Here is a 13,199-nt window from a genome sequence, read left to right on the forward strand (position 1 = left end):
CCGATATTGCCAGACGCGCTCAGAAGTGAATGTCGCCGTGGATGTCGCGCGCCTGGACGACCTTTCCGTGCACCTTGCCCGAAATGGTGTTCGTCACGCTTTCGTCGTGGCGCGCCCACTCCGCGCGGAGCGCTTCGCCGAACTCGGGATCCTCACGCGACAACGATTCGAGACGCTCGGCCACGGCTTCGATGGTCTCCGGGGCCTCGGGGGTGGCGGCCTCGAGTTCCGCCACTGCCTCCGGGCTCTTCGCGAACTTCTTCTTGACCAGGTCGTACAGGCTGGTCGCCGCCTTGCCGGCGAGCGCGGCCGCGATGGAGATCAGGATCGGTTCGGGCATTTCCCCACCGTAGTCACGGCGTCCAGTCCGCGTTGGCGCCGCAGACGACCAGGCACGGCAGCGCGCCGGGCACGCGGCCGGCGAGCCAGGCGGCGAAGGGGACGGCCGCGGCCGGTTCGACCGCAAGCCGGAACTCTCGCCACAGCAGGTCGCGCGCGGTGAGGATCTCCTCGTCGCGGACCACGACCGAGTGGGCCCCGCAGGCGGTCAGGATCTCGAACGGCACCTCACCGGCACGGGTCGCGCCCAGCGCCGAGGACGCGACGGAATCCACCTCCGCGTCGACCGGATGTCCGGCCGCGAGCGCCTGATGCAGGCAGCCGCAGTGTTCCGGCTCGACCGCGACCGTGCGCCGCCCGCCCGAACCCAGCGCGATCCCGGCCGCCAGCCCGCCCCCGCCGACCGCGACGGCGATCGTGTCGGCCTCCGGGACGTCTTCGACGATCTCCGCCGCCACCGTTCCCTGACCGGCGATCACCGTCCGGTCGTTGTATGCCTCGACGTAGCGGGCGTTCGTCACCTCGTGCGCCGCCGCGGCGGCCTCGGCGTAGGTGCCGCCCGCGCGCACGAGGCGGGCGCCGGCCTCTTCGATCCGCTGCGCCTTGCTTTCCGGGATCGAGACCGGCGCGTACACGGTGGCGGGCAGGCCGAGGATCGCGGCGGCCGTCGCGACGCCGATGCCGTGGTTGCCGCCCGAAGCGGTCACCACGTGGTCCGGCCGCGTGCCGGTGAGCAGTGCGTTGAGCGCGCCGCGCAGTTTGAAGGAGCCGGTCCGCTGCAGGTGTTCCAGCTTGAGCACGAGCGGGCGGCCGTCGAACTCGGCGCGCAGGACCGGCGTGCGGCGCACGTACGGGCGGATCCGGTCCGCGGCGGCGGTGACCTCGGCGGAGAGGGTGGCTGTCATACCCCACACTCTGCGCGCTCCCGGCCATTAGCCGTTAGCGCGTTTCGCTAAGGCGAGTTAAGCGATACTTACGGCATGCTGTCCGCCGAACGCCTGCGCGTGCTGGTCGAAGTCGCGCACGCCGGGTCCATCGCGACCGCCGCCCGCCGGATGGGGTTCACGCCGTCCGCGCTGTCGCAGCAGCTTTCCCGCCTCGAACGTGAAGTCGGTTGCACGCTGCTGGAACGCCGGCCGACCGGCGCCTCGCTCACCGAGGCGGGCCGCCTGCTGGTCGGCCACGGGGAGTCCGTCGCGGGCGAGCTGCGCGCGGCCGAACAGGCGCTCGCGGCACTGCGGGAACAGCCGGTCGCGCAGCTTGGCATCGGCACCTTCGCCACCGCCGGGCAGGTCCTGCTGCCGCCCGCGCTCCGGGCGTTCCGGGCGGCGCATCCGCGGACCCGCCTGAGCCTGCTCGATCTCGAACCGCCGGACGGCTACGGCCTCGTCGTCTCGGGAGAGCTGGACCTGCTGATCACGCATCGCTATCCGGGAGTGCGGCTGCCGCCCGCGCGAGGCCTCACGCGCCGGCCGCTGCTGTCGGACCGGCTTCGCCTCGTCCTGCCCGCGGATCACCGGCTCGCGACGGCGCGACGGGTCCGGTTCCCCGATCTTGCCGAGGACGACTGGATCTCCGGGGATCCGGAGGCGCCGAGCCGGATCTGCCTGGACAGCCTGATCGAGGAGACGGGCATCGAACCGCGGGTCGCCTACGAGACGCGCGATTACGCCGCGATCCTCGCACTGGTACGGGCCGGGCTCGGGGTCTCGTTCGTCCCGGGCAGCCTGCTCGGCACGGACGCCCGCGACGGGATCGTCGTCCGCGACCTCGCCGGGCGGCGGCCGGTGCGGGAAATCCTTACCGTGCACCGAGAACGACCTCCCGTGCAAGTCACGACGATGGTGACGATGTTGCGGGAGGTCGTTGCCGGGCTCTAGCCGATTTCGACGAGGTCGACCACGAAGATCAGGGTCTCGTTGGGCTTGATCACGCCACCCGCGCCGCGTTCGCCGTAGGCCAGCTGGGGCGGGATGACCAGCTTGCGCCGCCCGCCGACCTTCATGCCCTGCACACCCTGGTCCCAGCCGGGGATGACATGCCCCTGGCCGAGCGGGAAGCGCAGCGGCTGACCGCGATTCCACGAGGCGTCGAACTCCTCGCCCGTCGAATGCGCGACCCCGACGTAGTGCACCGACACGACCTGTCCCGCGCTCGCCTCGGGGCCTTCGCCGACGGTCAGGTCGGTCACCTCGAGTTCGGCCGGGGGCGGGCCTTCCGGCCGGTCCACCTCGGGCTTCTCCAATGCCATGGTTACTCCTCGTCCTCGCGTCGCTGCACCGTATCGGCCTTGTGTCCCGGTTGCACGCCGTAGGGTGGCCGCATGGTGCGTCCTAGAACCCGAGCGGTCACCGCGGGCAGGCCCAACGAGCCCGGCGAGCCGTTGAACACGCCGATCGTCCCGGCGAGCACCTACGTCGCCGGTGGCGATTTCACGTACGCGCGTGAGAGCGGCACGCCGACGTGGGTCGCGCTGGAAGAGGCGGTCGGGTCGCTCGAAGGTGGCCGGGCCACGGCGTTCGCGTCGGGGGTCGCCGCGGTCGCGGCGGTGTTCGAGCTGTTCCCGATCGGCGCGGAGGTCGCGGTGCCGACGTTCAGCTACTCCGGTACCCGCGCCCTGCTCGAGCACGCCGAGAAGCAGGGCCGGTTCACCGTCCGGCAGCTCGAACCGGAGGACACCGGGGCGTGGCGCGCCGCGGGCGACGAGGTGGACGTGCTGTGGATCGAGTCGCCGACGAACCCGACGCTGCACCTGATGGATATCGCCTCGCTCACCGGTCGACACGCGAAGGTGGTCGTGGACAACACGTTCGCGACCCCGCTCGCCCAGCAGCCGCTCGCCGACGGCGCGGACGTCGTGGTGCACAGCGCGACCAAGCTCATCGGCGGGCACAGCGACCTGCTGCTCGGGGTCACGATCGCCGCGGACGAAACGCTCGCCCAGGAGTTGCGTGACGCCCGCACCCGCAACGGTGCCACGCCCGGCGCGCTGGAGGCGTGGCTCGCGCTGCGTGGCCTGCGCACGATGCCGGTGCGGCTCGCGGAACAGTCGAAGACGGCGGCGCTGCTGGCCGAGCGCCTCGAAGCCCACGAAGCCGTGACCAAGGTCCGCTACCCCGGGCAGGGCATGATGATCGCCTTCGAACTCGCGGACGCCCGTGCGGCCGAGCGATTCGTCGGCCGGCTCGAGTTGATCGTGCACGCGACGAGCCTCGGCGGGGTCGAGAGCCTGATCGAGCGGCGGGCGAGGTACGCCGGCGACGCGCACGTGCCGCCAGGGCTGATCAGGTTCAGCGTCGGGCTCGAGGATCCCGAAGACCTCTGGGGGGATCTGGAGAACGCTCTCGGCTGAACGTCCGCCCGGAGAAGGAGGAGGTTTCGTGTTCAAGAGTGCGACCGAGCTGCTGGCGGAGTACCGCGCCGGGACGCTGTCACCGGTCGAGGCGACCGACGCGGTGCTGAACCGGATCGACGAGGCTATCGCGGGTTCTCGCAGATCGACGTGATGAGCGCCACGACGGTGCGTGCGACCGACCCCTTCGACTTCGTCCTTTCGCCGACCTGCCAGGTCTCCGCCCCACCGTCGGACTGGGCATCTCCGACAAACGACGCGCGGCGGCCGTTCGAGCACATCTCGTTCACTGTGCCGGACAACATGTCGGGCCGGCCCGCGGTGTCGGTGAACTGCGGTTACACGGGCGACGGGCTGCCGATCGGGCTGCAGATCGCCGGGCAGCGGTTCGACGACCCGGGGGTGCTCCGGCTCGCTGCAGCATTCGAAGTAATTCGCGGTCGCGGGCGGCGTCCACAGGTGTAATCGGGCGCGGAACTTGAGACCATCGTGTCATGCGCATGGTCTACACCGGGGCGGACGAAGAGGACTTCATCGACGCTCGTCAGCGCCTGCTCGTCGAGCTCGACGCGTGGTCGCAGATGCGGCAGCGGACGATCGATCCCGTGGTCGCCGGCGCCATGCTCGACTACCGGTACGAGCGGGACGGCCTGCTCGGCCGGTGGACAAGAGAAATCCTGCGCGGGGCGCTGCTGACCTGGTTCCCGCGCAAGGTCGTGCTGCTCGATCCGCACTCCTCCGCGGTGCTGACCACCGTCGAGGCGTTGCTGGACTTCCTGGACGACGCGGATCTGTTCGACGAGCGCAGCGAACCCCCGTCGGTGCTGCGGTCGTTCCTGCGCGGTATCGCGGACCGGTTCGACGAGGAGATGAGGGAGCCGTCGAACTTCGGGCTGGCCAAGTTCTGGGCCGTGGCGATGGCCGAGCACGGGATCGACCCGCTCGACGAGTCGGAGGCGCAGGAGTTCATCGACAGCGTGCAGCACGGCGAGGTCGAGGTCGATCAGGACCTGCTGCACGACATCGCCTACCGGCATTACGAGGGTGACCCGGAGGTCGAGCCGCTGGAACCGACGCCGGTGTTCGCGCTGGCCTCGGACGAGGATCTCGCCGGGGAGGCCGGCGGTCTGCCGGTGCTGCGGCGGCTGAGGCGGTTCGTCGGCTGGGTCGGCGACGGCCGGGAACTCGCGGCGAAAGGCAGGCTGTCCGAGTCGGACGCCCGTGACCTGGCCGACTGCATCGGTGATCCCGACCCGGCCGCGCTCGTCTCGCTCGCGAAGACGGCCGGGCTGGTGCGGGTCCTCAAAGGCAGGCTGGTGCGGGTGAAGCGCGCCGAACCGCTGCTGTCGGATCCCCTGGCGTTGTGGCGGGCCTCGTTGCCGCACGTGCTGGCCAGCCGCGACGAGCCGGTCCGGCGCCGTTCGGCGGACCGGATCCTGGCCTATGAACTGCTCGAATCCGTCCAGGCGGACGACGAGTGCGCCACGGTGCCGATGCTGGTGGAGATCCTGGACGATCTCGGCGAGCTGACCTGGCGCAGCGCCGATTCGGCGCCGGTGTTGCGGGTACTGGACCGGCTCGCGGAGTACGGGCTGGTCGAGGTCTGCCCGGCGACGGAGGAACATTACGAGGACCTGATCGACTTCGCGGGAGTCGACTCGGTCGAGGACGTGCCGGAGGAGGAGCGGCAGGTCGTCCGGATGCTGCCGCTCGGCGCGCGAGCGATGTACGACGCGCGAGTGGAGGCCGGCGTCCCGACGCTGACCCTGGAGGACATGTCGGCCGAGACGGCCGAAGTGTTCTTCGCGCGCGTCGGCCCGCTGTCGCAGGAGTCGTTCGACGAGGGCACGCAGCTGTGGCTCGCGGCGCGGCAACCCCAGGAGGCCATCGCCGAACTGTCCGCGCTCGCTCGCCGCACCGACGATTTCGAGCACCGGATGCTCGCCTTCCAGCTGCTCGCGGAGTATGGAGAGCCCGGCGTCGAGGCGATCGCGGACCTGCGCGAGCACTCCGCCGCGGGCCCGGCCGCGCTGAGCTGGCTGCTGGACGCGGGCCTGATCGACGAGAGCGAGGTCCGTGGCCGCGAACGGGCGTACAGCATGGTCGACGTGCTGGCGGCCGGAATCCGCTCGGCGGGCCGGAAGAAGGCGATGGAGGAGTTCGCCGCCCAGCCCCGGCCGGCGCAGCTGCTGTTCCTGGCGGACGCGACCATCTGCGGCCACCCGCACACTCGCGAGGTCCTCGAGTCGATGGTCGTCGCCCACCCGGACCGCATGGTCTCCAACGCGGCCCGGAAGGCCCTCGACTGGCTCCACGAACCGGAGGAGTAGGGACCTCCCTCAGCCTTCCAGCGCCTCCGCGAGCGCGAGCACCCGCTGCGCGTTCTCCACGTGCAGGTTCTCGATCATCCGCCCGTCCACCGTCGCGACGCCGCGGCCTTCGGCCTTCGCGTCCTCGAAGGCCGAGATCACGCGACGCGCCTGCTCGATCTCTTCCGCCGACGGCGCGAAGACCCGGTTGCACGGTTCGATCTGTCCTGGATGGATGAGGGTCTTGCCGTCGAAGCCGAACTGCCGGCCCTGCAAGCATTCCGCTTCGAAACCCTCGACATCCTTCACGTCGTTGTAGACCCCGTCGAGGATGACCTTGCCCGTCGCGCGTGCGGCGAGCAGGCACAGCGAAAGCCCGCCCAGCAGCGGGGCACGGCCGGGCACGAACTCGGCGTGCAACTCCTTCGCCAGGTCATTCGTGCCCATCACGAGCACGGTCAGCCGCTCGCTCGCCGCCGCGATCTCCTCCGCGTGCAGCATCGCCACCGGCGTCTCGACCATCGCCCAGATCTTCGTCTCCTCGGATGCGCCGCCGAGTTCCAGCGCGCGCTCGATGTTGTGCACGTCGCGAGCAGAATTCACTTTCGGCACAACAACAGCAGCGGGCCCGGCCTGTGCGGCGGCGCGCAGATCGGCGTCGTGCCATTCGGTGTCCAGGCCGTTGACGCGGATCGTCACCTCGCGCTCGCCGTACTCACCGACCAGCCCGCACACCCGCTCCCGCGCCGATTCCTTCGCGTCGGGAGCGACGGCGTCCTCGAGATCTAGGATCAGGGCGTCGGCCGGCAAGGTCTTCGCCTTCTCCAGTGCGCGCTCGTTGGCGCCGGGCATGTACAGCGCGGACCGCCGCGGTTTCATGCGAGCGCCTCCTCGGTTGCCTTGTCGTACGCGGCTTTCAGCTCGGCATCACGCGCGGCGAGCGCGTCGGCCAGTTCGGCCACCACCCGGCACTGCTTCACCGACGCGTCGTCCTGCATCTTCCCGTCGATCATCACCGCACCGGTACCGTCGCCCATCGCGGCGATCACGCGGCGCGCCCACGCCACATCCTTCGGTTCGGGGGAGAACACCCGTTTCGCGATGTCGATCTGCACGGGGTGCAGCGACCACGCGCCGACACAGCCGAGCAGGTACGCGTTGCGGAACTGGTCCTCGCAGGCGACCACGTCACGAATGTCGCCGAAGGGCCCGTAGTACGGCAGGATCCCGTGCAGCACGCACGCGTCGACCATGCGCGCGACCGTGTAGTGCCACAGATCCTGCTGGTAGGTGGTGCGGCCGGAGTGCAGATCGTCGCCGGCCGGATCGCTGCGCACGAGGTACCCGGGATGCCCGCCGCCGACGCGGGTCGTCTTCATCCGGCGGCTCGCCGCGAGATCGGCGGGGCCAAGGGAAATCCCCTGCATCCGCGGGCTGGCGCCGGCGATCTCCTCGACGTTGGCCACACCGCTCGCCGTCTCGAGGATCGCGTGCACCAGCAGCGGGCGGCGCAGCCCGGCGCGCGCCTCCAACTGGGCCAGCAACCGGTCCACGTAATGGATGTCCTGCGCGCCCTCGACTTTCGGCACCATGATCACGTCGAGCTTGTCCCCGATCTCGGTGACCAGCGTGATCAGATCGTCGAGCACCCACGGCGAGTCGAGGCTGTTGACCCGCGTCCACAACTGGGTGGCGCCGAAGTCCGTGGCCTTCGCGATCGAGACCAGGCCCGCCCGCGCCGCCTCCTTCCGGTCGGCGCGCACGGCGTCTTCGAGGTTGCCGAGCAGGACGTCGGTCTTCGCCGCCAGATCGGGGACCTTGGCGGCCATCTTCTCGTTGCTCGGGTCGAAAAAGTGAATCATCCTCGACGGCGAGGCGGGTATCTCCCGCACCGGGGCCGGTGCCCCGACCGCGAGCGGCGCGAAGAAGTCCTTCGGCGAACGCATCGATCCTCCAACGCTGTGGTAACCGAGGAGTAACCCTAACCGGCCCAGTGGGTCATCCGCTGTCCACAGTGGAGAAGCCCACGCCGATTGCTCCATTCGGCGGTACGGAAATCCCGTGAGTAGCACCGTTCGGCTGCCCGTCACCCGTTCGGTCGCAGAGTCGGGCCGAAGTCCGATTACCGCTTATCGACCGGTCACCGACCGGCGAGTGCCGCCGATCGCAGCTGGTTCGTCAACCCGGAGACCCCGGGCCGCGGCACTGGTACTCAAGTCATGTGCCACTTTTCACGAGGGGGAAGCGGCACGCACGGCACAGGCGGCAGGGATAACGAGGAGGCGGACTCGTGGCGGTTACACCAGGGCACACCGGCGACGCGGTGGTGGCCGGCAAGAGCCGGTCATTTCCCACCCGGGTGGTCCCGCCCGTCGAGCTTCCGGCGAGTGCCTCGTACCTGGCCGGCGCCGCCGCGGCGCAGCTGGGCTGGAAAGGCGTCGTGCTGCCCGAGGTGACGATGCTCGGCCGCCGCGTGTGCGTGGTCGCGCGGCTGCGCACCGACGTGCACGCCGAGCGGATCGCGTGCGGGATCGGCCCGGTGGCCGACCGCACGACCGTCGCCACCTGGACCTGGCCGGAGTTCGCGGGGACCGCGCCCGCACCGGCCGCGGAGATCGTCGGCGTGCTGTCGGTCGCGCGGCACTGGCGCACCGGGATGGCCGCGACAGTCCCGTTCGCCCGCTACGGCGAGGCCGCGATGGTGCTGCCGACGTCGGCGGTGCTCACCAAGGACTACGTCGAAGGCTGCCTGCCGCGCGCCCGCTCGTACGGCTTGTCCATCGTGTCCGCCGACACCGACGCGACGGTCGCGCTCGACCTGTCCGGGCGGCGCGAGCGCAGTCTGCTCCCGCAGGACGCGGTTTCGCGGTGGATCAACGAGATGGTCTACGAGCAGCTGCTCGCTTCCTACGACCTGCCGGTGGCCTGAGGCCTGAGTAGGGTCGGCCTCATGCGCGTAGTCATCGCGGGAGGCCACGGGAACATCGCATTGCGCCTGGAGCGGCAGCTTGCCGCGAACGGCGATCAGGCGGTCGGGATCATCCGCAACCGCGACCACGCGGCGGACCTGCGCGAGGCCGGAGCGGAACCGGTGGTCCTCGACCTGGAGTCCGTGTCCGCCGAGGAGGTGGCGGAGGTGCTGAAAGGCGCCGACGCCGCCGTGTTCGCGGCGGGTGCGGGACCGGGCAGCGGCATGGCGCGGAAGGACACAGTGGACCGTGGCGCGGCCGCCCTTTTCGGTGCGGTCTGCGAACGGGCCGGTGTCCGCCGCCACGTGCAGATCGGTTCGATGGGGGTAGGCCGCCGACCACGTCCGGGCACCGACGAGGTGTACGCCGCGTATCTACTGGCGAAGGAAGCCGCCGAAGTGGATCTGCGGACGCGGGACCTGGACTGGACGATCCTGCGTCCCGGCCGTCTTACGAACGAGCCACCGGCCGGAGAGGTGCACCTGGCGGAGTCCGTCGAGTACGGCGAGATCTCCCGCGAGGACGTCGCTTCGGTGATCGTCGCGATCCTCGAAGAGGGGCGGACTTTCCGGCGCACCTTCGAAGTAGTGGGCGGCAACACGCCCATCGCCGAAGCGATCACCCGCCTATGACCGGCCAGTCACGCGCCTCGCTCTCGGCGGCGGCTGCGATCGTCCTGGCCGCCGTCGCGGTCAGCGTTGTCCTGCTGGCGGCGCGGAACCACCTGCTGGTGCCCGTGCTGATCTTCGCGGGCGTGATGCCGTTCGTCGCGGTGCTGCTGTCCGGTGTCTCGCTGGCGAGCGCACGTCGCGCCGTCCACGTTGGTCAGCTGCGGCGGCTGCGTGTCGGCATGACCATCCAGGTCGTGGTGGCCGTCCTGCTCGCCGTGCTCGCGGGCTACGCCGCGGCGCTGGACGGCCCGGTCGTTTTCGCCGCCTTCGTCCCCCTGGAGCTCATCGCGATCATCCTCTGTGGACTGAACCTGGTCAGCCTGCCGCGGGCCCCAGAACCCGGTCCAGGTAGGGGTTACTGAACACGCCGGCCGGGTCCACCTCGCCACGGATCCGCACGAAATCGTCGAAACGGGAGTACAGCTTCTGCAGCGCGGCCGCGTCCAGGTTGTGCATCTTCCCCCAGTGCGGGCGCCCGCCGACCTCCGCGACGATGTCCGCGAAACCCGCGAAGTACTCCAGGTACGGCATGCCGACGAACTGGTGGATCGCGACGTACGCCGAATCCCGGCCCTGCGCGGTGGAAAGCCAGATGTCGTCCGCCGCGGCGACGCGCACTTCGACCGGGAACGCGACCGGGTTCTCCAGCCGCGGCACGAGCGCCCGCAGTTCCGCGAGCACCTGGTGGACGGACTCGCGCGGCACGGCGAACTCTGACTCGACGAACCGCACCCCGCGATGAGTGATGAAGACCCTGTGTGAAGTGTCGCTGTACTCGCGGGCCGACAGTGCCGCCGAGGCGAACCTGCCCAGCGGGCGCACCAGCCGCGGCACCGCGCGCCCGATCCGGCACAGCGTTCCGAACGCGGCGTTCTCCATGATCTCGTAGTCGACGAACCGCCGGACCGAGCCCAGCGGTGCGCGCTCGCCGGACGTCCGGTTGTTCCGCTTGACCAGCGCGTCGCGGCCGTAGGGGAACCAGTAGAACTCGAAATGATCGTTTTCGGCGGCGAACTCGTCGAACCCTTCGAGCACCTGGCCCAGCGGTTCGGGCCGTTCTTGTGCGGACAGCACGAACGACGGCTCGCACTGCAGCGTCACCTGCGTGATCACGCCGAGCGCGCCGAGGCCGACGCGGGCGGCGCTGAACAGCTCAGGGCGTTCGTCGGCCGAACACGTCACCACCGACCCGTCCGCGAGCACCAGTTCGAGTTGCACGATCTGCGTGGCCAGCCCGCCGAGGCGCGCGCCGGTGCCGTGCGTCCCGGTCGACACCGCACCGGCGACCGTCTGCGCGTCGATGTCGCCGAGGTTGGTCATCGCGAGGCCGAGCGCGTCGAGTTCGGCGTTCAACTGCCGCAGCGTCGTGCCGGACCGCACGGTGACGCGATAGGCCCCGGCGTCGACGGCGGCGATCCCGGTCCACCCGTTCAGGTCAATCGCGTCGGTCTCCGCGACGGCGATCGGCGTGAACGAATGCCCGGACCCGCGCGCGCGAATCCGCCGCCCCGCCGTCGCGGCACCGGCGACGACCTCGGCGATCTCGGCCGCGCTGCGCGGCGTGTGCACGCGCTGGGGGTCGGCGGTCGCCGTGCCCGCCCAGTTGGTCCACCGGTTCATGGCTAGCCCGTTCCTCTCCGATGGAGAAAACGTAAGTGAAAGATATTCGCTTTTCAAGTCTTGTTGACGTACCGTACTTCCCATGACCACGCCGAACGCGGCTGTATACGACCTGGCCACGAAGGATCTCGATCCTCCGCTGGCCGTCGTCGACCTCGCCGCGTTCGACGCCAACGCCGACGACCTCGTCCGCCGCGCGAACGGGACGCCGATCCGGCTGGTGAGCAAGTCCGTCCGGTGCCGGTACCTCATCGAGCGAGGGCTCGCGAAGCCCGGCTTCGCCGGCCTGATGTGCTACTCGTTGCCGGAGGCGCTCTGGCATGCCGAGCTGGGCACGAGCGAAGACATCCTGGTCGCGTACCCGAGTGTCGACCACGATGCGCTCCGGCGGCTCGCCACCGACGAGCATGCCCGCGCGAACATCACGATCATGATCGACTCGGTCGAGCACCTCGACCTCATCGACGCGGCGGCCGGGCACGAGCACGCCCGCATCCGGGTCTGCATCGAACTCGACGCCTCGTGGCGCCCGCTCGGCCTGGTGCACGTCGGCACCCGCCGGTCGCCGGTGTTCACCCCGCGCCAGGCCGCCGAGCTTGCCCGGAATGTCGTGGCGCGCGGTGGCTTCCGGCTCGCCGGGCTGATGGCCTACGAAGGGCAGATCGCCGGGTTCCCCGATTCGACGGGCGCCCGGACCGACCGCGTGGTGCGCTGGATGCAGCGGCGTTCGGCCGGTGAGCTGGCCCGGCGGCGGGGCGAAGCGGTGAAAGCCGTGCGTGAGGTCGCCGAACTCGAGTTCGTCAACGGCGGCGGTTCCGGCAGCATCGACATGACGTCCGCCGAGGACGCGGTCACCGAGGTCGCGGCCGGTTCCGGGCTGATCGGCTCGACGTTGTTCGACGGGTACACGCGCTTTCACCCGCGGCCAGCCGCGCTGTTCGCGCTCCCAGTTGTCCACAAGCCCACCCGTGGTATCGCCACCCTCTTCTCGGGCGGATATATAGCGTCCGGACCCGCTTCGGCGTCCCGCCTGCCGTCGCCGTACCTGCCGGCCGGGCTCAAGCTGCTGCCGATCGAAGGGGCGGGCGAGGTACAGACGCCGGTACGTGGCAAAGCGGCGCGTGACCTGCGGTTGGGCGACCGCGTGTGGCTGCGGCACGCGAAGGCCGGCGAGCTCGCCGAGCGGTTCACGCACTACCACATCGTGGCCGACGGGCGGGTCGAACGTACGGTGCCCACCTACCGCGGCGACGGGCAGAGCTTCGGTTAGCCAGCAGTCCACATATCCACAGGAATTCGCCAGCCTGTGGACTACTCGCCGAGCCGGCTCGCGAGGTACAGCTTGATCACGTGCTTGGTCTCGTCGACGATCTCCTGATCGCCCTGCGGATCCCGGTGGAAGGCGAATTTCAGCAGCGCGTCCGCCATCTCGATGGCGACCGCGATCGCCAGCGGCAGGTTCTCGCCTGGCTGCTCGATGTACTTGCGCACCAGTTCGGTCAGCGAGTCCGCGATGACCTTGTTGTTGTCGCGGCTCTCGTCCAGCAGTTGACGGTCCACCACGTCCCCGAAGTGCACCTTCGAGAATCCCGGCACCGTCCGGTGCATGTCCAGGTAGATGTCGAGGATCGAGTCGACGACGTCCCACCAGTGCGACGGGTCCTCACCGGCGAGCCGCTCGTTGGTGGCGGCGACGAACCGGTCGAGGTTGCGCTGGGTCAGCGCCTGCACGACGGCGCGCTTGTCGGGGAAGAACTGGTACAACGAGCCGACGGCGACCCCGGCGCGCTTCGCGATGAGCGTCGTGGTCAACGCGTCGTAGCCGATCTCGTCGATCAACTGCGCACTGGCGTCCAGCATCTGCTCGACCCGCTTGGCACTGCGCTGCTGCACGGGCTGCCGGCGCAGCGGGGTCGCCTGGGTGTCCGACACGTTGTGC

15 protein-coding genes and 1 pseudogene are annotated in these 13,199 nt (G+C 70.1%); 9 read left to right on the forward strand and 7 right to left on the reverse strand.

Going from position 1 to position 13,199, the window contains the following annotated elements; all coding sequences use genetic code 11:
• Window positions 1-19: 19 nt before the first annotated feature.
• Window positions 20-340: a hypothetical protein gene (locus FG385_RS09545; RefSeq protein ID WP_139096278.1), complete on the reverse strand. Its 321-nt coding sequence runs from the start codon at window positions 338-340 to the stop codon at window positions 20-22.
• Between the two features lie 13 nt (window positions 341-353).
• On the reverse strand, window positions 354-1,244 hold the full coding sequence (locus tag FG385_RS09550) for a serine/threonine dehydratase (RefSeq protein WP_139096279.1): 891 nt from the start codon (window positions 1,242-1,244) through the stop codon (window positions 354-356).
• Window positions 1,245-1,319: 75 nt separating this feature from the next.
• Between FG385_RS09550 and FG385_RS09555 the strand changes: the two genes are divergently transcribed.
• On the forward strand, window positions 1,320-2,219 hold the full coding sequence (locus tag FG385_RS09555) for a LysR substrate-binding domain-containing protein (RefSeq protein ID WP_139096280.1): 900 nt from the start codon (window positions 1,320-1,322) through the stop codon (window positions 2,217-2,219).
• Here the strand turns inward: FG385_RS09555 and FG385_RS09560 are convergent.
• Window positions 2,216-2,590 (reverse strand): FKBP-type peptidyl-prolyl cis-trans isomerase, encoded by a 375-nt coding sequence (locus tag FG385_RS09560; RefSeq protein WP_139096281.1) that lies wholly within the window; start codon window positions 2,588-2,590, stop codon window positions 2,216-2,218. The genes FG385_RS09555 and FG385_RS09560 overlap by 4 nt on opposite strands.
• A 72-nt stretch (window positions 2,591-2,662) precedes the next feature.
• Between FG385_RS09560 and FG385_RS09565 the strand changes: the two genes are divergently transcribed.
• The 4 genes and pseudogenes from FG385_RS09565 to FG385_RS09575 all read left to right on the forward strand — a co-directional run bounded on the left by FG385_RS09565 (window position 2,663) and on the right by FG385_RS09575 (window position 6,021).
• Window positions 2,663-3,691, forward strand: coding sequence for a trans-sulfuration enzyme family protein (locus FG385_RS09565; RefSeq protein WP_139096282.1), 1,029 nt, complete (start codon window positions 2,663-2,665; stop codon window positions 3,689-3,691).
• A gap of 28 nt (window positions 3,692-3,719) precedes the next feature.
• Entirely contained in the window at window positions 3,720-3,845 is a 126-nt protein-coding gene (locus FG385_RS35290) for a hypothetical protein (RefSeq protein WP_268815917.1), read from the forward strand.
• Window positions 3,818-4,156, forward strand: a pseudogene (locus FG385_RS09570) (amidase family protein); the annotation flags it as partial. The gene FG385_RS35290 and the pseudogene FG385_RS09570, both read left to right, overlap by 28 nt.
• A 29-nt stretch (window positions 4,157-4,185) precedes the next feature.
• Window positions 4,186-6,021 (forward strand): hypothetical protein, encoded by a 1,836-nt coding sequence (locus FG385_RS09575; protein ID WP_139096284.1) that lies wholly within the window; start codon window positions 4,186-4,188, stop codon window positions 6,019-6,021.
• A gap of 9 nt (window positions 6,022-6,030) precedes the next feature.
• Here the strand turns inward: FG385_RS09575 and FG385_RS09580 are convergent, their stop codons facing one another.
• Complete coding sequence (locus FG385_RS09580) at window positions 6,031-6,879, reverse strand: HpcH/HpaI aldolase/citrate lyase family protein (RefSeq protein WP_139096285.1); 849 nt, start codon at window positions 6,877-6,879, stop codon at window positions 6,031-6,033.
• Window positions 6,876-7,946: an HpcH/HpaI aldolase/citrate lyase family protein gene (locus FG385_RS09585; RefSeq protein WP_139096286.1), complete on the reverse strand. Its 1,071-nt coding sequence runs from the start codon at window positions 7,944-7,946 to the stop codon at window positions 6,876-6,878. The genes FG385_RS09580 and FG385_RS09585 overlap by 4 nt, the downstream gene beginning before the upstream one ends.
• A gap of 344 nt (window positions 7,947-8,290) precedes the next feature.
• On the opposite strand from FG385_RS09585, the gene FG385_RS09590 reads away from it, so the two are divergent.
• Genes FG385_RS09590 through FG385_RS09600 form a run of 3 tightly spaced genes read left to right on the forward strand, consistent with a single transcriptional unit; the run spans window position 8,291 to window position 10,002 of the window.
• Window positions 8,291-8,929: a hypothetical protein gene (locus FG385_RS09590; protein ID WP_139096287.1), complete on the forward strand. Its 639-nt coding sequence runs from the start codon at window positions 8,291-8,293 to the stop codon at window positions 8,927-8,929.
• Window positions 8,930-8,950: 21 nt separating this feature from the next.
• Window positions 8,951-9,601, forward strand: a complete 651-nt coding sequence (locus FG385_RS09595; protein ID WP_139096288.1) for an NAD(P)H-binding protein — start codon at window positions 8,951-8,953, stop codon at window positions 9,599-9,601.
• A complete protein-coding gene (locus FG385_RS09600) occupies window positions 9,598-10,002 on the forward strand; it encodes a hypothetical protein (protein ID WP_139096289.1) in 405 nt (134 codons plus the stop codon). The genes FG385_RS09595 and FG385_RS09600 overlap by 4 nt, the downstream gene beginning before the upstream one ends.
• Here FG385_RS09600 and FG385_RS09605 read toward each other — a convergent pair.
• The gene (locus FG385_RS09605) at window positions 9,956-11,260 is read right to left on the reverse strand and encodes a D-arabinono-1,4-lactone oxidase (RefSeq protein WP_139096290.1); all 1,305 of its coding nucleotides are present in this window, start codon (window positions 11,258-11,260) and stop codon (window positions 9,956-9,958) included. The two genes, FG385_RS09600 and FG385_RS09605, sit on opposite strands and share 47 nt — an antisense overlap.
• Window positions 11,261-11,342: 82 nt before the next feature.
• Between FG385_RS09605 and FG385_RS09610 the strand changes: the two genes are divergently transcribed.
• Entirely contained in the window at window positions 11,343-12,530 is a 1,188-nt protein-coding gene (locus FG385_RS09610; RefSeq protein ID WP_139096291.1) for an amino acid deaminase/aldolase, read from the forward strand.
• Window positions 12,531-12,571: 41 nt separating this feature from the next.
• Here the strand turns inward: FG385_RS09610 and FG385_RS09615 are convergent, their stop codons facing one another.
• The gene (locus tag FG385_RS09615) at window positions 12,572-13,192 is read right to left on the reverse strand and encodes a TetR/AcrR family transcriptional regulator (RefSeq protein WP_200834380.1); all 621 of its coding nucleotides are present in this window, start codon (window positions 13,190-13,192) and stop codon (window positions 12,572-12,574) included.
• Between the last annotated feature and the right edge of the window lie 7 nt (window positions 13,193-13,199).

The sequence above is a fragment of the Amycolatopsis alkalitolerans genome (genome assembly GCF_006152065.1).
GTDB lineage: Bacteria > Actinomycetota > Actinomycetes > Mycobacteriales > Pseudonocardiaceae > Amycolatopsis_E > Amycolatopsis_E alkalitolerans.